Origin of the sequence: Lactobacillus sp. CBA3606 (assembly GCF_002970935.1) — a bacterium.
GTDB lineage: Bacteria > Bacillota > Bacilli > Lactobacillales > Lactobacillaceae > Lactiplantibacillus.
Genome location: NZ_CP027194.1, coordinates 471,138 through 496,054 on the forward strand (window position 1 = coordinate 471,138; position 24,917 = coordinate 496,054).

The 24,917-nt window shown below is 42.5% G+C and carries 20 protein-coding genes and 1 pseudogene; 10 read left to right on the forward strand and 11 right to left on the reverse strand.

What is annotated here, in order from left to right; translation table 11 throughout:
* Positions 1 to 145: 145 nt before the first annotated feature.
* The 6 genes from C5Z26_RS02410 to C5Z26_RS02435 all read left to right on the forward strand — a co-directional run bounded on the left by C5Z26_RS02410 (position 146) and on the right by C5Z26_RS02435 (position 6,746).
* The gene (locus tag C5Z26_RS02410; RefSeq protein WP_105448437.1) at positions 146 to 1,402 is read left to right on the forward strand and encodes an ISL3 family transposase; all 1,257 of its coding nucleotides are present in this window, start codon (positions 146 to 148) and stop codon (positions 1,400 to 1,402) included.
* 167 nt (positions 1,403 to 1,569) lie between these two features.
* Positions 1,570 to 1,827: a type II toxin-antitoxin system RelB/DinJ family antitoxin gene (locus tag C5Z26_RS02415; protein WP_158682788.1), complete on the forward strand. Its 258-nt coding sequence runs from the start codon at positions 1,570 to 1,572 to the stop codon at positions 1,825 to 1,827.
* Positions 1,828 to 2,140: 313 nt separating this feature from the next.
* Positions 2,141 to 3,430 (forward strand): glycosyltransferase family 2 protein, encoded by a 1,290-nt coding sequence (locus C5Z26_RS02420; RefSeq protein WP_105448439.1) that lies wholly within the window; start codon positions 2,141 to 2,143, stop codon positions 3,428 to 3,430.
* Between the two features lie 14 nt (positions 3,431 to 3,444).
* Entirely contained in the window at positions 3,445 to 4,998 is a 1,554-nt protein-coding gene (locus C5Z26_RS02425; protein WP_105448440.1) for an ArnT family glycosyltransferase, read from the forward strand.
* Between the two features lie 539 nt (positions 4,999 to 5,537).
* Positions 5,538 to 6,389, forward strand: a complete 852-nt coding sequence (locus tag C5Z26_RS02430) for a phage integrase N-terminal SAM-like domain-containing protein (RefSeq protein WP_105448441.1) — start codon at positions 5,538 to 5,540, stop codon at positions 6,387 to 6,389.
* A gap of 156 nt (positions 6,390 to 6,545) precedes the next feature.
* Positions 6,546 to 6,746, forward strand: a complete 201-nt coding sequence (locus C5Z26_RS02435; RefSeq protein WP_105448442.1) for a YozE family protein — start codon at positions 6,546 to 6,548, stop codon at positions 6,744 to 6,746.
* 60 nt (positions 6,747 to 6,806) lie between these two features.
* Here C5Z26_RS02435 and msrA read toward each other — a convergent pair whose 3' ends face one another.
* The 6 genes from msrA to parE form a co-directional block, all read right to left on the reverse strand.
* On the reverse strand, positions 6,807 to 7,325 hold the full coding sequence (gene msrA, locus C5Z26_RS02440) for a peptide-methionine (S)-S-oxide reductase MsrA (protein ID WP_105448443.1): 519 nt from the start codon (positions 7,323 to 7,325) through the stop codon (positions 6,807 to 6,809).
* A 12-nt stretch (positions 7,326 to 7,337) separates the two neighbouring features.
* On the reverse strand, positions 7,338 to 7,775 hold the full coding sequence (gene msrB / locus C5Z26_RS02445; RefSeq protein ID WP_105448444.1) for a peptide-methionine (R)-S-oxide reductase MsrB: 438 nt from the start codon (positions 7,773 to 7,775) through the stop codon (positions 7,338 to 7,340).
* Between the two features lie 158 nt (positions 7,776 to 7,933).
* Positions 7,934 to 8,863 carry a manganese-dependent inorganic pyrophosphatase gene (locus tag C5Z26_RS02450; RefSeq protein WP_105448445.1) on the reverse strand — a complete coding sequence of 310 codons (930 nt, stop codon included), beginning with the start codon at positions 8,861 to 8,863 and terminating at the stop codon, positions 7,934 to 7,936.
* A gap of 21 nt (positions 8,864 to 8,884) precedes the next feature.
* Positions 8,885 to 9,844, reverse strand: a complete 960-nt coding sequence (locus C5Z26_RS02455; RefSeq protein ID WP_105448446.1) for a LysR family transcriptional regulator — start codon at positions 9,842 to 9,844, stop codon at positions 8,885 to 8,887.
* A gap of 174 nt (positions 9,845 to 10,018) precedes the next feature.
* Entirely contained in the window at positions 10,019 to 12,469 is a 2,451-nt protein-coding gene (gene parC / locus C5Z26_RS02460; RefSeq protein WP_105448447.1) for a DNA topoisomerase IV subunit A, read from the reverse strand.
* Between the two features lie 12 nt (positions 12,470 to 12,481).
* Positions 12,482 to 14,488, reverse strand: a complete 2,007-nt coding sequence (gene parE, locus C5Z26_RS02465) for a DNA topoisomerase IV subunit B (protein ID WP_105448448.1) — start codon at positions 14,486 to 14,488, stop codon at positions 12,482 to 12,484.
* 372 nt (positions 14,489 to 14,860) lie between these two features.
* On the opposite strand from parE, the gene plsY reads away from it, so the two are divergent.
* Positions 14,861 to 15,475, forward strand: coding sequence for a glycerol-3-phosphate 1-O-acyltransferase PlsY (gene plsY / locus C5Z26_RS02470; RefSeq protein WP_105448449.1), 615 nt, complete (start codon positions 14,861 to 14,863; stop codon positions 15,473 to 15,475).
* 172 nt (positions 15,476 to 15,647) lie between these two features.
* Here plsY and C5Z26_RS02475 read toward each other — a convergent pair whose 3' ends face one another.
* The 5 genes from C5Z26_RS02475 to trmFO form a co-directional block, all read right to left on the reverse strand.
* The gene (locus C5Z26_RS02475; RefSeq protein ID WP_105448450.1) at positions 15,648 to 16,526 is read right to left on the reverse strand and encodes an aldose 1-epimerase family protein; all 879 of its coding nucleotides are present in this window, start codon (positions 16,524 to 16,526) and stop codon (positions 15,648 to 15,650) included.
* A gap of 23 nt (positions 16,527 to 16,549) precedes the next feature.
* Entirely contained in the window at positions 16,550 to 17,977 is a 1,428-nt protein-coding gene (hslU, locus tag C5Z26_RS02480) for an ATP-dependent protease ATPase subunit HslU (protein WP_105448451.1), read from the reverse strand.
* 14 nt (positions 17,978 to 17,991) lie between these two features.
* Entirely contained in the window at positions 17,992 to 18,534 is a 543-nt protein-coding gene (hslV, locus tag C5Z26_RS02485) for an HslVU peptidase proteolytic subunit (RefSeq protein WP_105448452.1), read from the reverse strand.
* 16 nt (positions 18,535 to 18,550) lie between these two features.
* On the reverse strand, positions 18,551 to 19,462 hold the full coding sequence (gene xerC, locus C5Z26_RS02490; RefSeq protein ID WP_105448453.1) for a tyrosine recombinase XerC: 912 nt from the start codon (positions 19,460 to 19,462) through the stop codon (positions 18,551 to 18,553).
* 69 nt (positions 19,463 to 19,531) lie between these two features.
* The gene (gene trmFO, locus C5Z26_RS02495; protein WP_105448454.1) at positions 19,532 to 20,854 is read right to left on the reverse strand and encodes an FADH(2)-oxidizing methylenetetrahydrofolate--tRNA-(uracil(54)-C(5))-methyltransferase TrmFO; all 1,323 of its coding nucleotides are present in this window, start codon (positions 20,852 to 20,854) and stop codon (positions 19,532 to 19,534) included.
* 214 nt (positions 20,855 to 21,068) lie between these two features.
* Here trmFO and gnd point away from each other — a divergent pair, with 214 nt between their 5' ends.
* The 3 genes and pseudogenes from gnd to C5Z26_RS02510 all read left to right on the forward strand — a co-directional run bounded on the left by gnd (position 21,069) and on the right by C5Z26_RS02510 (position 24,874).
* Positions 21,069 to 21,965, forward strand: a complete 897-nt coding sequence (gnd, locus tag C5Z26_RS02500) for a phosphogluconate dehydrogenase (NAD(+)-dependent, decarboxylating) (protein ID WP_105448455.1) — start codon at positions 21,069 to 21,071, stop codon at positions 21,963 to 21,965.
* A gap of 16 nt (positions 21,966 to 21,981) precedes the next feature.
* A pseudogene (locus tag C5Z26_RS12775) lies at positions 21,982 to 23,519 on the forward strand (gluconokinase).
* Positions 23,519 to 24,874, forward strand: coding sequence for a gluconate:H+ symporter (locus C5Z26_RS02510; protein WP_105448456.1), 1,356 nt, complete (start codon positions 23,519 to 23,521; stop codon positions 24,872 to 24,874). The pseudogene C5Z26_RS12775 and the gene C5Z26_RS02510 overlap by 1 nt, the downstream one beginning before the upstream one ends.
* Positions 24,875 to 24,917: the final 43 nt, after the last annotated feature.

Sequence of the window (24,917 nt, forward strand, 5' to 3'; positions counted from 1 at the left end):
GTGAAAACTTGATTACTGGCAGCGGATATTTTTGTATGTATTTTATTTGTAGTATATTAAAAAAGTGCAGAAAAAGAGATATAGTCGGCAGACTTATATATCTATCCACTACCACATTTCAAGAGAAAGAAGCGACTATACCCCTATGAGTAAGGATACTAAATTTTTATTGGGAATTAAAGACCAAAACATCAAAAAAGTAACTATTATCAATAACATTCAAGAAAAAGGACCAATCGAGGTTCAAGCAGTTTTGGACTATCGTCCAAAAGCGTGTCCAAAGTGCGGCGTGCTCAACAGAAAAAGCATCATTCGTTATGGCTGGCGGCAAGTAAAAGTTAAGCTACTTAGGAGCAGTGAGCGAGACGTTTTACTGCATCTAAAGAAACGGAACTTTAAGTGTAAAGTGTGCAACAGCTATTTTTTAGCAGCAACCAGTTTAACGCAACGGAATCATACAATCTCTAATAATGTTCGTATCGCTTGCTTAGAGAAGCTGAGTGAACCGGTGACCATGACACACATTGCTCACGAATTGAATATTTCAAGTAGTACAGTTGTCTCAATGTTAAAGACCTACGAACGTGATTTATTGACCCATTATGATTGGTTGCCAAGTGTCATTTGTATGGATGAAATCAAGTCAACCAAAGATGCCAATGGTTCGATGAGTTTCGTCTTTATGGATGGAGAAACTCATCAATTTATAGATATCTTAGAATCGAGAACACTTGCTAGTCTTGAAAAATACTTTAACCGTTATACGAAAGCAGCCCGAATGGGTGTCAAAGTTATTGTAACGGATATGAATTATACGTACCCTGAGCTAGTGTCAGTATTTCCAGAGGCCATAATCGTTACTGACCGGTTTCACATCGTGAAATCGGCGGTGGTAGGCTTTAATCAAACTCGTATTCGCGTCATGAAACAATTTGCTAAATCAAATATTAAATATAAAGCACTAAAGAGATATTGGAAACTACTCTTAAAACCTAACGAGAAACTTGATATCAAGAACTATAGGCACTATTCCTTTATTGCCGGACGCCATACCCAAAATCAAATTGTTGAAGAGATGCTGGAATTTGATCCAGATTTAAAACGAGCCTATGACGCCTTGCATACACTCAGAAGCGCCGTCAAATATCGAGATTTACCCCGTTTAAGACAGGTTCTCGATGCTAGTAATCAATTTCCAGAGGAAATGGAGAAACATTTTTTGAAACTACGAGATAGCCAAGAGTCGATTGAGAACGCACTTAGATATCAATATTCAAATGGTCCTTTGGAAGGGACAAATAACAAAATCAAAGTTTTAAAACATACCGCCTATGGTTTTGGAAATTTCAATAATTTCAGATTGCGTATACATTTAATGTTCGCATTAAAAAAAGGTGCTTAGCTGTTGCGCGGCTAAGCACCAATAAAAAGATTACCAACAACAGTTGACAGAGAACCTTTTATGAATCAATTGGCCGTTACAGGCCCAGCAATGGTGGGGTAGGGACGAAAATGTTTTGTATTGACATTTACTATACAAATGATATACTTGTTGCTGAGGTGATTGAGATGGATAACAGTAAAAATATTGCAATTTCATTTCGAGTAAATGAGCAAGATAAACGACAAGCGGCCTTAATCTATGAGGCACTAGGCTTAAACTTGTCGACGGCTTTCAGTATGTTTTTAAAACGCACCATCGCTGTTGGTGGCGTCCCATTCGATGTCACCAATCCTGATTTACAATATACTGAAACCGCAGCGTTGAAACAACAATTAGCAGCAATCCGTAATGGTCAACTGCCCACAACTGATGATGAAGCTTAAAAACGAGTTATCCTGGCCGATGAACTAAATAGATAATTCAAGTTTGAATGTCGGTATCATAAAATCTATTGCTAATAACCAATATTTTGGTTATTAGCAATAGATTTTTTTGTTCAACTTATAAAAGAAACTAATCATCATGGCCGGTAAAGGCGATATCAAAAATCAATTTTTTTTAATACAGTAATTCATAAGTTCACTATGTTTTCCCACTCCAATTAGTAGGAGTCAGGCCTAAATGATGGTTATAATGACAATTGATCACCTATCTAATAGGCGTAAAATCAGTATCGGCTTGGGGGAGCATTTTATAATGAAAATTATTATGGGGATTGGAATTACCATTTCAAGCTTATTTTATCTCTATTTTTTATTAGATATTATTTTAATGAATCACTATCGAGAACCTGTTCAGCCCACAACTAAAGGCGCTGCCAAATTCAACTTATATTTAGTGATTCCAGTTTTAAATGAGGATCAAATCATTGCGAAAACAGTTAGCCGGCTTTCTGCACAATTAGCAAAATTGCCGGCCACCATCCACGCTCAAATCATCACGGTTGATGATAATTCAACTGATAATAGCTTAGCGACCTTAGCGGCTTCTAAATCACCATACTTACAAGTACTGCATCGTGCTGGTAATGATCAGCAGGGGAAAGGGGCCGTCATTAACACGGCAATCCAATATTTAGCGCACACCTTAGTTAAAGGGACCGCTCCTGAACAAAATATTATTGGTATTTTAGATGCAGATGCGTTTATGAGCAGTGCTGATCTCATTCAAGTCGTTGCTCGCTTTGAACGGACAACTAAGTTAGCAATGCTCCAAACGGGCGTTAATATTTATAATCAAACTAATTGGCTGACCCGCATGCAAGATTTTGAGTTTATAGGGGTCAATAGTGCAACACAGCAGTTGCGTGAACGTCTAGGACAAGGGATTGCGTCTGGTAACGGGCAATTTGTCCGACTACCGCTAGCGCTTAAAAATCCCTGGGGGAATAGTTTACTAGAAGACTTAGAGTTCACGTTAAGAACTTGGTTATTGGGCGGGCAAGTTGAGTTCACGCATACCATTGTCGTCCAGCAAGAGGCCGTTGCGCACCTACGCCCATTTTTCAAGCAACGGGTGCGTTGGTGCCAGGGGGCTTTACAATGTATGTACTATTTACCGGCTATTTGGCGATCTGCTTACGTTAATTGGTTTCAAAAAATCGATACAACTTTTTGGATTTTAATGCCAATCACCGGTTGTTTGGTGCCACTGGCTAGTCTGATAACGTTAATTACGCTCATTAGTCGCAGTCTTCAGGATTGGACCGGGGGCTGGCATCACTTGGCAATTATAACCATTTTATTGATTGCCTTATTAAGCTGTGCACTATTAGCCGTTATTTGTCAGCGAAATTATGCCGATATTCATCAAAAGCTCCCGTTTTGGCGAGCCATGCTGACTAGCATCGGATTTCAGGGCTATCTATTAATTATTGCAGTGACGCCATATGCCGCGATTTATCGGCAATTGGTCGGCAAAACCAGTTGGACTAAAACACGTCATGAAGCGACGCCAGTGTACTCACACTTGAAACGCTCATATTAATAGGAGGGGCAGCGATGTTAAAACGAAGCTTTATCAAGAGTGGTCAGGGGTTAACGCTGGTCCTTGCTGGCGGGTTAGTCGTTTGGCTACTAGTGGCCATGATTCAGAGCATGTTAACAGAACTACCAGCCATTACTGGGGTAACAATCAGCTTAATCGCCGTTCTGAGTTTGGTGCTATTAATTGGTATTTGGGGGCTCGCACGTTTACTCGCACGACGCCAAACCAGTGGGGTGATTTTAACTTTTACATTTTTAACACTCATTAAATTACCAATCGTTGCTCTATTAAAAATTACCCCAACTTCAGATTTTTGGAGTTATCATGCTTTAGCGGCCTACAGTGCGCAGGGAATGACTTGGAAAACTATGGCGGCAACGGGGCGGTTGGGCACTTATGTTATTTTCCCACACGCACTGAACATTGCTAACTTTTTTAGTCTCGGCGCAGCCTTTGGTGGCACTAATTTTTTTATCAGCCAATTAATTAATATCAGCAGTACCTGGCTTGATATGTTACTCCTGTATTGGTTAGGATCACGCTGGTTTTCTCGTGAGGTTGGGATAACGGCCGGTTTGTTATTTTACGGCATTCCTGCCTATTGGTTATATAGCACTTTGCTAAATGGTGCTGAGCCTTTATTTTTAACGTTCGTTTTAGTGGCAATGTTAGCCTTAACAAAAGCATTATTCCCATTAAAAACGGCTACTCCCAGTGACCAGTGGTTAAACCTTGGACTCGCATGGTTGGCCACTTTAGCAGCCAATATGTTACGGCCAATTATGTTGGTTTTTATCCTAGCTTTAATCATCTTAAGTCTATGGCTCTGGATACAAAATTTAACTTTAAAAAGACACTTACGCCAATTAATCATTTATATTGTGGCAACGATATTACTTATCGGCTGTTCACCAGTAGTTTATAACTGGCTTTACGGGGTACAATTGGCGCCAACCAGGGTTAGTACGGCTTATAGTTTAGCCACCGGAACAGATTCACATAGTGCTGGCCAGTATGATCCGGCTATCATGCACCAAGTGACCACTAAATTAAAAAATAAGACCGAGCCTAACCAAGCTTATCCTAAATTAGCCTCAACTTTGCAGACCGATACGCAGCAACACCTACAAGAATTAACTAAACAAGGTCGCTGGGGCGCGTTTATCAATGTAAAAACACAAAATTTAATGAGTGCTGCTTACGGTTATAACTGGACGCTTTACAATTTAAATTTAAAGCAATCGCAGCAACAAATTAATCGCCATTGGTATCAATTACGTGGTCCAATCATATTATTATCATTTGACTACTTGGGCTTACTTTTAGTCGGCGCTTTAATCAGTATACTAATTGGTTTATGGACATTATTCAGCAGCAATAATTATCGTAGTGCCAATTGTTTCTTTTTTGAAACGTTGCTGCTGATTGGTTTGACGATTAGCACCTTATGTTTAGAAGTTCAGGGTCGTTATCAGATTGTGTTATACATCCCAATCATCATGTTAATTGGGACCGGCTTAGCAGCCATTAAGGCTCATCAACCAGATAATAAAAAATCCAATAATTGATTGCAATTAAAAAACTCAGCTCAAATTATTTGGGCTGAGTTTTTTATTATCTGCACATTTTTAAAACGAAAATACTGTAAATTGTTGTTTTTAGGGCTCATTGGTGGAACCATGCTGATAGTTTGAGAGGGGTGTTTTTAAACATATTCTAGTTTACATAATATATATTATGCGAAGTAGAAGCTAGAATTGAAATAGGTCCCCCACGGCTTATTTTTCATAATTAGATCCATTTTTGAATAGTTCCGATTACGCTGTTAGTTTTTTTGATTTTATTGCTATACCTGCTAGCAATAATCTGATTGCTGATAACTTGTTTTGGCTTAATTTATTTTTGCTTAACAATTGTGAGCTTGTTTTATAAAACATCAATATCAGCGAAATGTATTTTAAGGTGTTCAGCTTGATAGTTATCCGTTTTATAATCGAACTAACGCTTAGAATCGACCTCTCAGCATGTGTTTAATGGCTTGTTTTGTTTTTGATTTTGTGTTTTAGTTAAAGTAACGAATCACAACTAGAAAGGATTTCTGACCTCCATGACAATCAATTTCCCCTATGAAAAAAGTTTTGTGGCGCACTTAACTGCTGCTGATAAGCAACCTAAAACTATCACGCAATATCAATTAACTTTAACTGATTTTTTTAACTATGAACAACACTTTAACGATACCTTTGCTGCCAGTAATTTACTAGTAGATTTAACTGAAAATGACATTAAACTTTATTTAGCCATGCTGAAAGACAATCGTCACTATCAGCAATCGACTTTAAACAAAACACTTTCTAATTTAAATGGCTATTTTAGCTATTTATTTGAACATCGAATTATGCCAACTTTGCCGACCTTTGCAATCAAGGGCCAGCCACTAACTAACGAACAACTGCCAGCAGATTGGCCGACAACCTTACCAGAATTACTCAAAAATGATGACCTCCATGTCTACACACGTGCTTTCTTGCTATTAACTTGCAAAGGTTACACCGTTAGCGAAATGTTGGCCGTTGATTTTTACCAAACACTTAAAAAGATCACTTTCACCACTTCAGAACAGGTGTTCTTATCAACATTGACAACTTTTTTGAGTCCTTTACAAAGTCACTCCCAAACTAACGATATCTTCTTGAAAACACGCCAACGTGGTCAGGATCCACATCTTAGTTTAGCTGCCCTTCATAAATATTTAGCTGGCGATGGGCAACGCCTGGGCTTACCGTTAAAGCCTACCACCATGCGGCAGAGCTATATTTTATGGTACCTTCGTCAACATCGGTCACTTGATTCAGTCACCGTATTAAAAGTATTACGGCTAGATATTGAGAGTCTCGATTATTATCAAAATTTACTACGCAAACAGGATCTGAAACGATTACGCTCGGCTAATCAGTAGCATTGCAATTCGTTTACAAGAAGTTACGATTCAATCACAAGCTTTACAGGTCATTTGCAGGTTCGTTAAGAACGCTTAAATCGCTGTACTTCAAAGTTTCTAACCTTTAAACTAAGCATTAATCAAGTAAGTTAAGTTTTGAAAGGATGGATTCAGATGACTTTTTATCGCTGGCTAGAACCGTTTCTAAACCAACACGGCCCGTATTATTCGGCTGCCTGCTACGCCCATTCAGATTTTGATTTCCCATTAACTAGTGATGTCCATGAATTATCCAATTACATCACTTACTTAAATATCCGTGATTCGGTAAAAAAATCATTTTATTCGGCTTTAAACGCCTATCAAACCGCCTAAAAAATAGCGTCCTCATTGAAAATGAAAAATCAATGGGGACGCTATTACGTTAATAACTAGTTAGTTAGTCCAATGCTGTTTAATAAACTTTTCGCGGCCACCCATTTCTTCAATTTGATAACGGAATGGATTACGACGATAAAAGTCTTGGTGTTCAGGTTCCGCCGGATAAAATGGCTGCACATCCTCAATCTGGGTAACAATTGGGGCGTCAAACTGTTCACTAGCGGCTAATCGTGCCTTGGATGCGGTCGCAATTTGACGTTGGTCAGTATCTTTCACAAAAATAACCGGTCGATAGCTATCGCCACGATCTTGAAATTGCCCGGCGGCATCGGTTGGATCCGTTTGATGCCAATAAATTTCAACTAGTTCCGCATAACTAATCACTTCAGGATCAAATGTGATTTCAACGGCTTCGGTATGGCCGGTCGTATGACTAGCGACTTGTTCATAAGTGGGATTAGCAACGGTGCCACCAGTATAACCTGAGACAACCTTTTTAATTCCTGGCAAGCTATCAAAAGGCTTCACCATACACCAAAAACAGCCACCGGCAAAAATTGCTGTTGTTTCCATCTGATACGCCCCCTATTTATTAAAAAATGTCAAATACTTCCCATAGCCAGCTTGTTGGAGGTCAGCAACGGGAATGAACTTTAACGCGGCTGAATTGATGCAATAACGTAACCCGCCTTTGTCTTGCGGACCATCATCAAAAACATGCCCCAAATGTGACTTCGCTTCATGACTTAATACTTCCGTCCGACGCATGCCGAATGAGTGATCCGTATGTTCAGCTAATTGGGTTGATGCAATGGGCTTAGTGAATGATGGCCAACCACAGCCAGCGTCATATTTATCTAACGAACTGAATAACACTTCACCACTAACCACATCTACATAAATCCCAGCTTGATAAAAATCATCATATTCACCGCTGAAGGGACGTTCAGTAGCGGCTTCTTGGGTAACTGCATATTGTTTTGAAGTCAATCGTTGTCGTAAAGCGGCCTTATCTTCACTCATATTATCGATTCCTCCTAAGATGATATCTGAATTTTTAGCAATTGAGTTGTGTACAACCTAATTACCTTATTTATCATACCGCAAAATTTCATAAGTACAACTATTAGGCTCAAAAAAGGACTCGTTTTTTCAACGAGTCCTTTCAGGAAACAACCTATTTAGGCATTAAATGCATCAGTTAATGGTGGTACAACTTGTTTCTTACGTGAAACAACCCCTGGTAAGCTTAAGCGATTATTTTCGATTTTCTTACCAAAAGCTTTTTCAACTGGTTCCGTTGGGGCCCCAGCAATAATTAATTCAGAATTACTATCCAAAATGTTAGTTGCTAACATTAAGAATAAATCATAACCTTCAGCAGCATTTTCTGCTTTCGCAGCTGCTTCTAAGGCGACTTGACGATCAAGTACGTCAGCTAAATCAACGGTATTAATTTGAGCCACTCGCACCGTTGAACCATTCAATTCAAATGATTTGGCATCGGCATCAATTAATTCTTTTTCACTCTTGCTAGCTAAGTTAGTCCCTGCTTTAAGCATGTCCAACCCATAAGCTTCGTAATCAATTTTTGCAATATTTGCCAAGTCTTTAACAACAGCTACATCAGTTGGCGTTGTTGTTGGTGACTTCAACAATAACGTATCTGAAATGATTGCTGAAAGCATTAATCCGGCTAACTTAGCTGGAATTTCAACATTGTTTTCTTTAAATAACTTGTATATAACAGTGCTACAGCAACCAAGTGGTTCAGCCCGGTAAAACAATGGTTGAGTCGTTTCAAAACCAGCAATCCGATGATGATCAACCACATGAGTCACTGTAACATCAGCAATATCGCTGACACTTTGTTGTGGTTCATTATGATCAACTAACATAACCTCACTAACTTCAGGTGCCGCTTTAGTGATGACCCGTAGTGCGGGTTCGTCAAAATAATCTAAAACAAATTTAGTTTCTTCATTAGGTTCGCCCAAAGCAACTGCTTCAGTATCCATCCCTAACTTGTTATCTAAATATGAAAGTGCCTTAGCAGCAACAATTGCGTCAGTATCCGGACTTTGATGACCGAAAATTAATTCTTTGCTCATTAGTAAAAGACTCCCTTATAACTATTTTTGATTAATTTTTTGTAACCGTGAGATATAGTCTTCGGCATGTAAGTAATTATCAAATTCATCCAAGAAATTCTTAATCCGCGGAATTTGATCCTTATCCTTACGAAAGACGAAGTTTAAATCAAATTTAATCGCGGGTTCAAATGAAACCGTGTGTAAATTATCAGCTGTTGGATTAGCTACCATAAACGAATTTGGCAATGCCGTATTCGTGCCTGTCGCAGCCACAAACCGATAAATTTGTTGTGGCGTCGTAAACCGTGCAATCGCCGTTGGCAAATCCGCCAATTGGTTCTTGTAAGATTCTTTGATAACTTGATCCAAATAATAATTTTCAGGATACATTACCCATGGTTCGCTGGTTGTATCTTTAAATTTAATTCGTTTCTTTTTGGCCTGCTTAGGATCACTAGTAATAAATAGCAAGTCATCTTGAATAATCCGTTTTGATTGGTATGGTTTCCAGTTCTTGATACTTTCATCTGGCAAATACATAACCGCCAAGTCAATTCGGTTATTTTCTAAACGTTCCCAAATCTCTTTACGCGTTAACATGTGGAACGAAATAATCACGTTCGGATTAGCATCATAATACTTAATCGCAAAATCCTCGAAAACATGATCTTCAATCGACGCCAAAATCCCGATATTGATGGACCCTTGGGTTGCGCTGGTCGTTTGTTGAATTTCATCAGTTGCCTTATTAAGGACATTATAAATGCTATGTGTCGCATTCAACATCGTATAGCCAGCATCTGACAGTCGCAGCTTTTTACCCACGGAATAGAACAATGGTGCGCCGACTGTGCGCTCTAATTTTTTAATTTGTTGCGTTAACGCGGGCTGAGTAATTCCCAAAATTTGCGCCGCTTGTGTATAATTCATTGTTTCAGCTAATTGCAAAAAATAAGTTAAAGTTTTAGATGAAAAAATACTTTCTTGCGTTGTTTTCATGAATTTTACCTGATCCTTTCGTCTTATCGTAACCTTATAATAGCTATAATATTATACAAGTTTAGAATTGAAAGCAAGCGATTGTTATCAGTAAATAAACCTTAACTAATTATTAATTGTATCTTAGTCTTGTTTTCATGGTAAGCCAATGTTCGAACGCATGCAAGCGTTATTTTAAACCGTTAATGGCACTGGATGAACCTGAATGGACACTGGAGTTCCTTCCTTGTCAGTATCAATAACAAAGGAGCCGTTTGAATAACGGGCACTCACAGGATGTTCATCACTCAAAATAGAATGACGCTTATAATGGTCCGTTAAGACTTCTAAAGCGATCCCCGTTTGTTGGGCATCGATTAAAACGTAATCTGCAATCTCATGCGGCTTACTCTTCAATTCACGTAAGACTTGAACGCCCCGTCGAGCACGACTGGTCACAGGAATATCAGCTACTTTCATTTTCTTAAAGGACCCACGTTGCGTAATCATGGCAACCAAATCCGTCGTCGCCGCAATTGTTGCACGCACGATTAAATCATCTCGTAAATCCATTGACTTAACACCCACGGCCTTAGCACCGATGGTTGGCACTTCGCTCAAGTCATAGCGCAACCCATACCCATGCTGCGTCATTAAGACTAAGGTGCCCGTTGGTGCGCTTGGTAAATACTGAACCGATACGACTGCTGACGTGGCGGCCTTTAGCTTCATGAATTGACTCGCACGAGTTTTATAAGTTCGCCCAGGCAAGTAATCTGCAAAGGCCGTTTGTTTGATATAGCCATCATTAGTCGCAATTAGAAACTTCCCGGTTTGTTGTAGGTCAGTAAAATTAAAGACCCACGTAATCCGTTCATCAGCTGCTAAACCAATGGTTTGCGAAATATGTTCACCAGTATCTTTCCACTTGGCATCAGCGATTTCATAGACCGGCCGATAAATTAAGTGTCCTAAATTCGTGAACATCATCAAATGATCCAACGTATTATTCTTTTCCAAATAAATTGGGAAATCGGCTTCTTTCAAACCATTATCCTCGGCATCAGATGCCGTGTAAGACCGTAAGCTAGTTCGCTTGATATAGCCATCATGACTAATCATCACGACAACATCTTCTTGTGGAATCACAACTTCCGTTTCAATCTTCAATTCTTGAATTTCAGTTTGAATTTCAGTTAAACGCTGACTAGGATACGCTTTTTGAATCGCCTTTAACTCACGCCGCAAAACTTTATCAAGCTCTTTAGGTTCCTCTAAAATAGCATGATAGCGTTCAATTGCGGCAGCCAGTTCAGCCGCTTCTTTTTCCAATTGTGTAACGTCAGTATTAGTTAACCGATAAAGTTGCATCGTTACAATAGCTTCAGCTTGCGCTTCGCTAAAATCAAATTGTTGCACTAAGTTGGTTTTAGCATCTTTTTTATCTTTACTGCCTCGAATAGTAGCAATCACTTGATCCAAAATTGACATGGCTTTAATTAAACCTTGCACAATATGTTGCCGATCAGCCGCTTTAGTTAGATTAAACTGCGTCCGTCGAGTAATCACATCACGTTGATGTTCCAAATACGCCGTCAAAATGGTTTTTAAGCCCACATGTTCTGGCCGCTGGTGATAAATTGCCACCATATTAAAGTTATACGTAATTTGCAAATCAGTATTTTTAAACAGGTACGTTAAAATTCCAGCCGCATTCACATCACGTTTTAGTTCAATGACGATCGATAGGCCTTTACGATCACTCTCATCACGAACTTCGGCAATGCCTTCGATTTTCTTCATAATCCGAATTTCATCCATCTTCTTAACCAATTGGGCCTTGTTGACTTCATATGGGATTTCAGAAACTTCGATTTGAGCTTTATTCCCCTTCAAGGGAACAATCTTAGTCCGTGAACGAACGGCGATACGGCCACGACCAGTTTCATAAGCCTTCTTAATACCATTTAGTCCTTGAATAATCCCACCGGTTGGAAAATCTGGGCCCTTTACGAAATCCATTAAATCGGCCAAATTCGCTTTAGGATGATTCATTAGAAATAGGATTGCATCAATGACTTCTCCTAAATTATGCGGTGGAATCTCGGTCGCATAGCCGGCTGAAATCCCCGTCGCACCATTAACGAGTAAATTAGGAAACCGCGCTGGCAAAACCGTTGGTTCATATTCAGTATCGTCAAAGTTTAAGACCATATCGACCGTTTTGCGATCAATATCTTGTAACATTTCACCTGCAATTTTGCTTAAACGAGCTTCTGTATAACGCATCGCCGCTGCGGGATCACCATCCATGGACCCGTTATTTCCATGCATTTCGATTAGCGGTTCGCGTAACTTCCAATCTTGACTAAGTCGAACCATCGCTTCATAGATTGAAGAATCCCCATGTGGATGAAAATTCCCCATGACGTTTCCAACTGACTTGGCCGACTTTCGGAAGCTTTTATCAAAGGTATTACCATCCTGATTCATCGCATATAAAATCCGACGTTGCACTGGCTTTAAGCCATCTCGAATATCTGGTAATGCCCGTTCTTGAATAATATACTTAGAATAACGGCCAAAGCGGTCGCCCATGACGTCTTCAAGCGTCAATTCTTGAATTTTTGATTGATTAGTTGTCAATTTGCGACCTCCTTATTTTTTCAATTGCTGGGCCAGCTCTTCATCGGCCTGTTCATGAGCCGAAGTCACGGCTTGGTTATCTAGCAAAGAACCATCTTCATCGAGACTGAATTGAACGTTGTTTTCAATCCACTTCCGCCGCGGTTCAACCTTATCACCCATCAGTGTCGTGACTCTTTTTTCAGCTAAAGCAGCATCGTCAATCCGAACACGAACTAAAGTTCGCATATCAGGATCCATAGTCGTTTCCCATAATTGTTCCGCATTCATTTCGCCAAGCCCTTTGTAACGTTGCAGCGCATAGCCCTTGCCGAAAGTCTTGGTTCGTAAAGCCAATTCTTCATCAGTCCACGCATATTCCGTCCGTAGCTTTTTTCCTTGTTTCTTCTGTAGCCGATATAATGGTGGCAAAGCAATATAAATCTTACCGGCATCAATCATTGGGCGCATGTATTTATAGAAAAAGGTCAATAATAAAATCTGAATATGCGCACCATCAGTATCCGCATCAGTCATAATAATGACTTTGTCATAATTACTGGCTGCAACATCAAATTCTGGTCCAACTCCCGCCCCAATTGTATAGATCATGGTGTTGATTTCTTCATTCTTAACAATATCTTGTAATTTGGCTTTTTCGGTGTTTAAAACCTTACCACGTAAAGGTAAGATCGCTTGGAACTTACGATCACGACCTTGTTTTGCAGAACCACCGGCGGAATCCCCTTCAACTAAGAAAAGCTCATTTCGCTTGGCATTCTTCGATTGGGCCGGCGTTAGCTTACCAGACAGTAAGCGTTCTTGCTTGTGCCGGCGCTTCCCATTACGACTCTCATCACGGGCCTTGCGAGCTGCTTCACGTGCCTGCCGAGCCTTGGTCGATTTGCGGATTAACATCTGCGCAAATTCACCATTTTCCATTAAGAAAAATTGTAATTGCTCACTAATCACGCTATCGACAATGGTCCGTGCTTCTGGCGTCCCAAGTTTTTCCTTGGTCTGGCCTTCAAATTGCAACAAATTTTCGGGAATGCGTAGCGAAATCACTGCAGATAGCCCTTCGCGCACATCGGCACCTTCTAGGTTTTTATCTTTTTCCTTTAAAAGACCGACCTTCCGTGCATATTCATTAAAAGCTTTGGTCCAGGCACTCCGAAAACCGGCTTCATGAGTCCCACCATCAGGCGTCCGTACGTTATTGACGAACGATAATAAGTTTTCAGAGTAGCCATCGTTATATTGTGCGGCTACTTCAACCTCAACGCCATCCTTAGTGCCATCAAAGTCCATGACATCACCCAAGGTATCTTTGTCTTCATTGAGATAAGTCACGAATTCTTTGATGCCCGCTTCATAATGAAAAACAATTTCTTGCGCTTGATTTTCGCGTTCATCGGTCAACGTAATCTTGACACCTTTTAATAAAAAGGCAGATTCACGTAAGCGTTCCGATAAAGTTTGAAAATTATAAACTGTTGTTGTAAAAATACTAGAATCTGGTTTAAACGTTAACGTCGTTCCAGTTGGTTTATTGGTTTTGCCTTTTTTCTCGAGGGTGCCCACTGGGTGCCCGCCATTTTTAAATTTTTCTTGATAGCGATAACCATCACGAACGATGGTGACCGTCAATTCGGTCGATAGTGCATTCACAACACTAGCACCGACGCCATGCAAGCCGCCTGAGGTCTTATAGCCCCCTTGACCGAACTTACCGCCGGCATGGAGCACCGTCAGAATAACTTCTGGCGTGGGAACACCTGAAGCATGCATCCCAACGGGCATCCCACGACCATGATCCACGACCGTGATGCTATTGTCAGCATGAATGATGACATTGATTTCTTTCCCAAAACCTGCTAAAGCTTCATCAACCGCGTTATCAACTATTTCATAAACCAAATGGTGTAAACCACGGCCGTCGGTTGACCCAATATACATCCCTGGTCGTTTCCGAACAGCTTCTAATCCTTCAAGCACTTGAATTGAAGAATCATCATATGTTTGCATTTTTTTTGCCATTCATCATTTGCTCCTTTGGTTTTCTGTTCATAATTGTTTCATTAACCCTTTACTGTCGCCGATTATCCGGTCCTAGCAATGCTAAATCGAAACTATGCAGATTAAATTATAGCACAGCAATTGTAATTATTTACTTATTTTGCGATATTAAATGATTGTGAGGCGAATTTTAAGCCACACTTCGTTTAAAATTTAAGTAAATCCTATAATTAAAACATCAGAATACAGATTTAAATATACGAATGTATGTTCGCTTAATTGTAATCAATCGCCCCACCGTTTGTCAACTGAAAATTTTTTAATCAAAACTGACCCGATTGCCCTTAAAGCATGCTAAAATATTGGTTGACTCTATTACAGGAGGACTCAATTGTGGAAATTATACTCATGCTGATTGTCGCCTATTTGCTAGGTGCAATTCCTTCGGGTGTCATCATTGGCAAGCTTTTCTTTCATACGGATATTCGCCAAGCGGGTAGCGGAAATATTGGTACGACCAACACTTATCGGGTACTAGGCCCAACCGCTGGCACCATCGTAATGGCTATGGACATCTTAAAAGGAACCCTAGCGGCTGCACAACCAGCGCTCTTTCATTTACCCGTTAATGCGCTATTGATTGGTTTAGGGGCCATCGTCGGCCATACTTTCTCAATCTTTATTGGTTTTAAAGGTGGCAAAGCGGTCGCCACTAGTGCGGGCATTCTATTAGCCTATAACTGGCATTTCTTCTTAATTGCCAGTGCCATTATGTTCACATTAGTCTATCTAACCAGTATGGTTAGCGTTGCGAGCATGACCTCACTAACCTTAGTTAGCCTAATTGCAATCTTCTATTATCAAGATTGGATTTTATCCGTCATTGCAGTCATATTAACCATCTTTATTTTCTATCGGCACCGAACTAATATTAAACGTATTTTAGCTGGGACCGAATCGTTAGTGCATTTTGGGCTTGGCTGGCGCCACTATCAACGTAAGCAGTAACCTAAAAAGGCTGAAACGCAATGTTTCAGCCTTTTTGCTGGGTTAAAAATTGGGTTATTGCGGGTGTTGATTTTGTTTGCTTTAGTTAAAGTAACATAATACTAATTGATTATTTTAACAAAAACAAAAAAATAGCCGCCATCCGCAATGACGACGACTATCAACGAGCCGATTAGAAAAACTTAATCGCATAACTGGCATTAAATGTTTGATTAGCTGCTAACCGATTAATACCCATTTTATGACTTAATTGCCCATCATGATTGATATTATCCGCAATCCCCCACCAAGGTTCAAGACAAACAAACGGTGCCGCTTGTGGGTATGGTGACCACAGCCCCACGTATGGTGCCGCATCAATCGTCATTGCAACCCCATGGTCATCTAAGTCGGAGCTTAACAGTAATGTCGTTTCTTGCTTATTCAAGGCCAAAATAACCGCATCATCTTTAAACAGCTCCCGGGTTAAGGGTAACGGCTTAGACAGGTCCATCGTCGTCGCCTGATCAACATCATTATAAGGGGCTTGTAATGGGATGTGTTGATACTTTTGTTTAGGTGCCACTGTGACCTGATAATTAGCTAAACTTCCCTCAGGCGTCGCTAACGGGGCGTTAAACGCTGGATGTCCACCGATTGAGAACAATAGTTCTTGATTAGCTGGATTATGCACGTCATAGCCGACCGTTAATTCATGATCCGTTAACGTGTAGTGTAAGCGTAACCGGAACGCAAAGGGATACATCGCACGGGTAGCCTGGCTATCGGTTAATTCTAGTACGGCTTGCGTTGGTGTCTGTGACACCACTCGGAACGTTTGATCCCGCGCAAACCCATGTTGCCCCATTTGATAACTTTGACCAGCAATTGTATACTGATCGTCTTTTAATCGACCGACGATTGGAAATAGCACGGGCGCATGCCGACCCCAAAACTTCGGATCAGCCTGCCACATGTATTCAAGCCCATCATTGGCCTTTACACTGCTTAACTCTGCGCCCGCTTCATTAATTTGGACGGTGAGGTATTCATTTTTCAATTCAACTGTCATTACCGTTGACTCCCTTGTTTTAATTAGAGAATATACCGACTAAGATCCTTATCTTGGGCAATATTACCAATTCGTTCATTAACATAGCTTTCGGTAATCGTCACTTCACCCATTTCCATGTCAGGACCTTCGTAAAGCAATTCTTCTAATAGTTTCTCTAACACCGTATGCAACCGCCGGGCGCCAATATTTTCAGTTTCGTGATTGACATTATACGCAATTTCAGCAATTGCTTCGATTGCTTCCATCGTAAACGTCACTTTAATATTATCCGTCCCAATCAAGGCAATATATTGCTTAATTAAGGCATTTTTAGGTTCCGTTAAGATTTTAACGAAGTCATCTTTTGATAAATCATCTAATTCAACTCGAATTGGGAACCGACCTTGTAATTCTGCAATCAAATCGCTAGGTTTGCTTTCCGCAAAAGCCCCAGACGCAATAAAGAGAATGTGATCCGTATTAATCGGACCATACTTGGTCGTGATTTGAGAGCCTTCCACGATTGGTAGGATATCGCGTTGCACGCCTTCACGAGAAACCTCACCCGAGTTCTGTTGACCACCGGCAGTAATCTTGTCAATTTCATCCAAGAAAATGATCCCGGTATTTTCAGCCCGAACAATGGCATCATGATAAATATCCGCATTATTCACTAATGTTTCAGATTCTTCACGAACTAGAATCTCCCGTGCTTCCGCCACAGTCATGGTCCGCTTAATCCGCTTCTTAGGGATCATCTGGCCTAGGGTATCCCCCAGATCAATGCCCATTTGTCCTAGCATATTGCTATTGCCACTGGCGGCTTGTTGCGGGTCATCCATTTCAATCGTCACTTCAGAATTTTCGAGGACCCCTTTTTTCAATTGTTCAGCCACTGAAAGTCGTTGATTACGAACATCATCCGTCACGGTTTCCTCACTATTCGTCGCTGCATCCGGGGTTTGTCCATTTTGCATCTGGCTTAACATGTTCATCATGTTTTGGAAATCATTGCCATTACGCTTGTTCGTCGTTTGCTTTTGCGCTGGGACAGGCACCAATAATTTGACTAACCGTTGATCAGCGGCTTGCACGGCCGAAGAACGAACGCGTGAATAAGCCTGCTTTTTTTCCATCTCAATGGCAATTTCAACCAAATCCCGCACCATTGATTCAACATCACGGCCGACATAGCCAACCTCGGTAAATTTCGTCGCTTCGATTTTAACAAAGGGCGCATTCACAATTTTAGCTAACCGGCGCGCAATTTCAGTTTTACCGACCCCAGTTGGACCGATCATTAACATATTTTTAGGCGTAATTTCAGCTTGCATATCCGCTGAAAGTTCCATCCGGCGATACCGATTTCGTAAAGCAATCGCAACAGCTTTTTTGGCAGCGCCTTGACCAATAACATAATTATCTAAGGCCGCCACGATCTGTTTAGGTGTCTGATTAATTTGTTCCATAATAAGGTTCCTCCTTATAAGGCTTCTGAGATCACGTTATGATTCGTAAAGATATCAATATCACCAGCAATATTAATGGCCGCTTCCGCAATCGCTTGGGCACTCATATCCTGACTATGCAATTGCATCGCCCGCGCCGCAGCTAAAGCAAAATTACCGCCTGAACCAATGGCTAAGACATCATTGTCTGGGGTGATCACTTCACCGCTCCCAGAAACGAGCAACATGTCATCCTTATTCATCACAATCAACAAAGCTTCTAATTTCTGTAAAGCTTGGTCACTCCGCCAATCCTTGGCTAGTTCGACTGCCGCCCGTTGTAAATTCCCAGAAAACTCGTTTAGTTTCTTTTCAAACCGTTCTTCTAAGGTGAAGGCATCCGCAACACTACCAGCAAATCCGACGACGACTTCATCATTATAAATTCGCCGAACTTTCCGAGCGGTCCCTTTCATTACAACTTTTTCACCCATGGTGACTTGACCATCACCGGCCATGGCATTATGGCCATTTTGACGGACGGCACAAATTGTCGTTGCTTCAAATCTTACTGTCATGATAAAACTCCCTCAACTATTCCCGCGTTGCGCGTGGGAAGAAATTTCGATAATCTTGCTGTAAATGTTCCTTAGTGACGTGGGCATAAATCTGCGTGGTTGATAAACTCGTATGCCCCAATAATTCTTGGACCGTTCGTAAATCAGCCCCGTTGTTTAGCATTTGGGTCGCAAACGTATGGCGTAACATATGGGGATGGATATCTGCAGTCAAACTACTTTTTTTCACAATTTGATTTAAGACGTATTCAATCCCACCACCCGTAATGGCACCACCATGGCGATTAATAAACACTGTCGTATGGGTCTGGTCATATTGTGCCATGACTGGCGTTCGACACTGCTCAAAATACTGTTGTAAGGCTTGAGCAGCGTACCGCCCAAATGGCACATAACGTTCCTTATCGCCTTTCCCACGAATCAGCATCATCTTTAAGTCAAAGTCGACGTCGGCTAATTGTAAATTGACACACTCACTCAACCGAATACCAGTTCCATACAGGACCTCTAACAAGGCGGCGTTTCGTGACCCCATCAAGGACTCATCCGCATAGACGGTCTTAAACAACACATCTAATTCTTTTTGGTAAAAGAAGCGTGGCAACCGCGCGGCATGTTTCTTTAATTGCACGTAAATAAACGGATTCAATTTTGCCAAATCATTTTTAACAAGAAAATTATAAAAGGACCGTAAACTAGAGACTTTACGGGCAATTGAATTCCGCGTTAAATGGCGGTCATACAACGCACTTAAGTAAACGTTCACATCTAAATGGTCAACTGCCGTATAGGACTTAGCGCCACCGTTAGCTGTTAAGAAGGTGTCAAACGCTTGAATATCTTCGCGATATGCCACCGCCGTTTCTGGCGAATACTGCCGTTCAACCCGTACATATTTTAAAAACAAATCCAAGTACTGTTGTTCCATACAAAAAAACCTCCATACGTTGCTACTTTAGCAAAGTATGGCGGAAAAAACAATTAAGATTCTCGGGACTTAGTCAACTTTCAAAGCCGTTGCTTGAAAGTCGGTTAGTTCGGTCAAGGCCCGTTCTGATAAGGCCGTATTACGTTCGCGCTTATCATGAATCCGTTGCTTTAGCTTAGGAACAATGCCAAAATTCGCATTCATGGGTTGGAAATGTGCGGCACTGGTATGGGTAATATAGTGCGCCATAGCGCCCATCATGGTATGCTTTGGAAAGACTACTGGGTCTAAGCCTAATGCCAATCGGGCCGCATTAGTCCCAGCGACAATGCCACTAGCCGCACTCTCGATATAGCCCTCAACCCCGGTCATTTGGCCGGCAAAAAACAAGTCTGGGCGTTGTTTAGTCTGGTACGTTGGTTGTAGTAATTTAGGTGATTTCATAAAGGTGTTACGATGCATGACGCCATAACGCACAAATTCAACGTGTTCTAACCCAGGAATTAACCGGAAAACACGTTTTTGTTCGCCCCACTTTAAATGCGTTTGGAACCCGACAATATTAAAGAGTTCGCCAGAAGCATCATCTTGACGCAGTTGCACGACCGCAAAAGGTTGTTTTCCCGTCTCAGGGTCTGCTAACCCGACCGGCTTCAATGGGCCAAATAACATCGTCTGTCGTCCCCGTTGAGCCATGACTTCAATTGGCATACAACCTTCAAAGACTTCAGAATTTTCAAAGTCATGGGCTTCAGCCATTTCAGCATGAATCAAGGCATCGTAAAAACGATCGAACTCGGCTTCCGTCATTGGGCAATTGAGGTAAGCGGCTTCACCACGATCATAACGCGATTTTAGATAGACCTTGTCCAGGTCAATGGAGTCTTTCGTTAAGATGGGGGCCGCCGCATCAAAGAAGTGTAAGTCATCTTCTTCATTAAAGCTTTGAATGGACTGCGCTAAAGTAGCCGCAGTTAATGGCCCGGTAGCAACCACCGTAATGCCAGCTGGTAAGCTAGTGACCTCTTCGTTGATGACTTCAACATTGGGTAACTTGGTCAGCTTATCGGTAATCGCTTGTGAGAACGTGTCGCGGTCAACAGCCAAGGCGCCTCCGGCAGGAACGGCATGGCCGGTTGCGGACTGCATTACGACTGAATCTAATTGCTGCATTTCGGCTTTTAACAGCCCCGCCGCATTACTTAATTGCGTTGCCCGCAGTGAATTCGTACAAACGAGTTCTGCAAACTGAGCGGTATGGTGCGCTGGCGTCATCTTAGTCGGTCGCATTTCATAAATGCGCACATTGACGCCTAACTTTGCAATTTGCCAAGCGGCCTCGGAGCCTGCTAGCCCCGCACCGATGACGTTAACGGTTGGTATTGATGCCATCCAATTTTCCTCTTTTCTTGGAAACGTACCCTTGATAGTACTAGCGTCATCATACCGGAGTTCCATTGATTATACAAACTTTAATTGGTTAAGTTGCCGTTTAAAGCTAATTGATAAAATCGGCATTTTGTAAACCGTTTTCACGTTTATCTTTGATTTGCGTAAACTATTTTTATATACTGTCAGCGACTACTAAAACAAAGAGGGGCTTAATATGAAAATTGGCTTAATTGGCCTTGGTAAAATGGGGCTAAACTTAGCATTAAATATGCAAGCACACCAGGTGACGGTGTTTGGCACTGACCTTACTGCTCCCCACCGCCAAGCCGCAGCTGATCAAGGAATTGCTACTACAACTGACTTAACCACACTGTTAGCGCAACTACCACAGCCCCGCATCATTTGGGTCATGGTACCTGCTGGTCCGGCCACTACGACCGTCTTAGCACAACTAACCACCCAGCTAGCTCCCGGCGATATTGTTATCGATGGCGGCAATTCTTTTTATCGCGACAGCATTCAACATGGACAGGCCTTAGCCACCCATCAAATTGCCTTCTTTGATGTTGGGACTTCTGGTGGTCAAGCTGGGGCGCTTAACAATGGTAATTTCATGATTGGGGGTGACCCCAACATCTTTCCGCAAATTGAACCGCTCTTTAAAGCAATTGCCGCCCCCGGTGGTTATCTGTATACTGGTCCAGTTGGGAGTGGGCATTACTTAAAGATGGTGCATAATGGTATCGAATACGGCATGATGGCTGCGATTGGTGAAGGCTTCGATGTTTTACAGCATAGTGACTTTGACTATGATAATGCGGCCGTCGCTAATTTATGGAATCACGGGTCCATCATCCGTAGTTGGCTAATGGCGTTAACCGCCGAGGCTTTTACTGATGATAACCAATTGGCCCAACTAAAAGGCATCATGCATTCTTCTGGTGAAGGTCGTTGGACCTTAGATGCCGCTTTAGATCAACAAATTGCAACTCCCGTGATTGCAATGGCCCTGCTGATGCGCTACCGTTCTACCGAAACCGATACCTTTACCGGTAAAGTCGTGGCCGCGCTCCGGAATGAGTTTGGCGGTCACGCCGTTGACAAACAATAACGAGGAGGACAAACAGATGCACTATATTATTGGCACTGACTTAGGGACCACGAGCACCAAATCGGTCCTATATGACTTAGCGGGGCACGTCCAAGCGACCGCTAATGTCACTTATCCGTTATACCATGATGTTCCTGACATGGCTGAAGAAGACCCGACTGAAATTTGGCAGGCGGTCCAAACCACAATTCGCCAAGTGACGGCTCAAATTGATGCCACTCAAGTACTAGGCATCGCCTTTTCAGCCGCCATGCATAGCTTGATTTTATTAGATGCCCAGCGCCAGCCGCTGACGCGGGTCATCACGTGGGCAGATAACCGAGCCGCCGCTGCGGCAACTGCGCTCAAGGCGCAACCCTTGGGCGCCACGTTATTTGCAGCAACTGGGACACCGATTCATCCGATGAGTCCGCTTAATAAGCTGCACTGGTTAGCCACCAGCGTACCCGAAAAATTAGCACAAGCTAAACAAATTGTCGGGATTAAAGAATATATTATTAACCAGCTGACGGGCACCCTTCAAATGGACTACTCAATGGCCAACGCCACTGGCTTGTTTAACTTGCATACCTTTGACTGGGAACCGCAAGCCTTGGCTTGGGCCCAAATCAACCCTAATCAACTCCCAACATTAGTCGATACAGATGCGGTGATTGACCAGCTGTCTCCTGCGAGTGCCCAAGCTTTGGGGTTACCAACAACTACCAAAGTAATTATGGGGCTAGTGATGGTGCCTTATCCAACTTAGGCGTGGGCGCTGATCAGCCCGGAGTCGCCGCAATTACCATTGGCACATCTGGTGCCGTTCGCGTCATGACCAAAACCCCTTACTTAGATCCCGCCGGTCGATTATTTTGTTATTACGTCGCGCCTCACCGCTGGATTGTCGGTGGGCCGGTCAATAATGGTGGGCAAGTGCTGCGCTGGGTTCGCGATGAACTAGCTGCGCCTGAAAGTGCCGCAGCCAGTCAACAAGGCCAAGACCCTTACGACCGTATCACTGCGGCAGCGGCTAAGGTTCCTGCCGGCGCCAACGGCTTATTATTTCAACCTTATTTAAGCGGTGAACGTGCCCCACTATGGAATGCGGATGCACGTGGCTCTATGGTTGGCTTAACCACCACTACCACGAAAGCCGAAATTACCCGTGCCGTGCTTGAAGGCATTGTCTTTAACTTAAATGCGGTTCTAAACTTAACCAAGGCGGCGGTCCCCATCCATGAAATTCGGGCTACCGGTGGTTTTGCCCGCTCACGGCTTTGGCGCCAAATCTTAGCTGATATTTTAGGCCAACCCATCACCATCCCGACTAGTTTCGAAAGTTCCTGCCTTGCCGCAGCGGTCATGGGACTAACGGCGTTGGGAAAATTACCCGACTTAACCGCTATTCATCAGATGATTGGTCAAACGACCGTCTATGCGCCACAACCGGATAATCAGCGCCGGTATCAACAGCTCCAACCCTTATTTGATCAAATCACCGCTCAACTGGTGCCCTTGTATCATCAACTTGCGGCCGCTCAACGTCAACCGTTACCAGGAGGTCAAAACTAATGCCTTTTCTCATTTTAACGTTTGGGATTTTATTGTTGCTCGTCCTCATCGTTAAATTCAAGCTGAATACTTATGTGGCCTTAATTGTGACAGCAGTCGTAGTCGGCATCGGCTTAGGCATGCCCCTCAATAAAATTGCGACAAGTATTCAAACCGGGATTGGCAGTCAATTAGGCGAACTAGCTTTAGTCTTTGGCTTTGGGGCGATGCTAGGCCGATTAGTGGCGGATGCCGGTGGGGCTTACACGATTTCGACCACCTTAATTGATTTCTTTGGCCGTAAACGACTACAAATTGCGATTGTCATCGCTTCCTTTATTATTGGAATTGCGCTCTTCTTTGAAGTCGGGATCGTACTTTTAATTCCAATCGTATTTGCAATTGCGATTGAAGCCCAGGTGCCCATTCTATTTCTGGGAATTCCAATGGGGGCGGCGTTGTCAGTCACTCATGGCTTTTTGCCACCACATCCGGCACCAACCGCCATTGCCACAACCTTGAATGCCAACGTGGGCCGGGTCTTATTGTTCGGCATTATTATTGCCATTCCAACCGTCTATATTGCGGGTCCACTATTTTCCCGTTTGGCTAAAAAGATGGTGCCAGCGGCGTTTAATGCGAAACCTAACCTGCCAGCAATGAGCAATGAACGCAAATTCAAAGTTTCTGAAGCCCCTAATTTCGGGTTAAGCGTGCTGACTGCGTTATTCCCAGTTATTTTAATGACTATCACAACAGTCTATGATTTGGTGATTAATCACGGGGTTACTCCCAAGCATCCAACAACCCTAGACCAAATTGTGGCCTTAATTGGGGCACCTGGGATTGCCATGCTTATTTCGTTACTCTTTGCCTTGTGGTCGATGGGCCTACATCAACATAAATCCAAACCGGCGATTGCGACCACCCTCGAAGATGCCACTAAATCCATTGCGATGCTTTTATTGATTATTGGTGGCGGTGGCGCCTTCAAACAAATCTTAATTGATGGGGGCGTCGGTACGGCCGTAGCGCAACTCTTCAATGGCAGTCATATTTCACCATTGCTATTAGGTTGGCTAGTCGCTGTCATTTTACGAATTGCCTTAGGCTCAGCGACCGTTGCTGCCTTAACCGCAGCTGGCTTAGTTGCGCCCCTCATGACTCAAGCGGGCGTTGATCCAGCCCTAATGGTCATCGCCGTGGGCTCGGGTAGTGTCGCCGCTTCACACGTCAATGACGCTGGCTTTTGGATGTTCAAGGAATATTTCAATTTGACCATCAAGGAAACCCTATTGACCTGGACCTTCCTAGAGACCCTGATTGCCGTTTGTGGGCTCGTCGGTGCCCTCGGTTTAAATTTATTATTCCACTAAAAAAGTCAACCTTAACGGTCCAAGACAATTAGCCTTGGTCGTT

What these genes read in the sequence shown, in the direction of transcription:
- C5Z26_RS02420 (WP_105448439.1), top strand. Translation starts at nt 2,141, where the DNA reads ATGAAAATTATTATGGGGATTGGAATTACCATTTCAAGCTTATTTTAT.
- C5Z26_RS02430 (WP_105448441.1), top strand. Translation starts at nt 5,538, where the DNA reads ATGACAATCAATTTCCCCTATGAAAAAAGTTTTGTGGCGCACTTAACT.
- C5Z26_RS02435 (WP_105448442.1), top strand. Translation starts at nt 6,546, where the DNA reads ATGACTTTTTATCGCTGGCTAGAACCGTTTCTAAACCAACACGGCCCG.
- trmFO (WP_105448454.1), bottom strand. Translation starts at nt 20,854, where the DNA reads ATGGCATCAATACCAACCGTTAACGTCATCGGTGCGGGGCTAGCAGGC.
- hslV (WP_105448452.1), bottom strand. Translation starts at nt 18,534, where the DNA reads ATGACAGTAAGATTTGAAGCAACGACAATTTGTGCCGTCCGTCAAAAT.
- C5Z26_RS02450 (WP_105448445.1), bottom strand. Translation starts at nt 8,863, where the DNA reads ATGAGCAAAGAATTAATTTTCGGTCATCAAAGTCCGGATACTGACGCA.
- msrB (WP_105448444.1), bottom strand. Translation starts at nt 7,775, where the DNA reads ATGAGTGAAGATAAGGCCGCTTTACGACAACGATTGACTTCAAAACAA.
- C5Z26_RS02455 (WP_105448446.1), bottom strand. Translation starts at nt 9,844, where the DNA reads ATGAAAACAACGCAAGAAAGTATTTTTTCATCTAAAACTTTAACTTAT.
- C5Z26_RS02410 (WP_105448437.1), top strand. Translation starts at nt 146, where the DNA reads ATGAGTAAGGATACTAAATTTTTATTGGGAATTAAAGACCAAAACATC.
- parE (WP_105448448.1), bottom strand. Translation starts at nt 14,488, where the DNA reads ATGGCAAAAAAAATGCAAACATATGATGATTCTTCAATTCAAGTGCTT.
- C5Z26_RS02425 (WP_105448440.1), top strand. Translation starts at nt 3,445, where the DNA reads ATGTTAAAACGAAGCTTTATCAAGAGTGGTCAGGGGTTAACGCTGGTC.
- hslU (WP_105448451.1), bottom strand. Translation starts at nt 17,977, where the DNA reads ATGGAACAAATTAATCAGACACCTAAACAGATCGTGGCGGCCTTAGAT.
- C5Z26_RS02510 (WP_105448456.1), top strand. Translation starts at nt 23,519, where the DNA reads ATGCCTTTTCTCATTTTAACGTTTGGGATTTTATTGTTGCTCGTCCTC.
- gnd (WP_105448455.1), top strand. Translation starts at nt 21,069, where the DNA reads ATGAAAATTGGCTTAATTGGCCTTGGTAAAATGGGGCTAAACTTAGCA.
- C5Z26_RS02415 (WP_158682788.1), top strand. Translation starts at nt 1,570, where the DNA reads ATGGATAACAGTAAAAATATTGCAATTTCATTTCGAGTAAATGAGCAA.
- xerC (WP_105448453.1), bottom strand. Translation starts at nt 19,462, where the DNA reads ATGGAACAACAGTACTTGGATTTGTTTTTAAAATATGTACGGGTTGAA.
- C5Z26_RS02475 (WP_105448450.1), bottom strand. Translation starts at nt 16,526, where the DNA reads ATGACAGTTGAATTGAAAAATGAATACCTCACCGTCCAAATTAATGAA.
- msrA (WP_105448443.1), bottom strand. Translation starts at nt 7,325, where the DNA reads ATGGAAACAACAGCAATTTTTGCCGGTGGCTGTTTTTGGTGTATGGTG.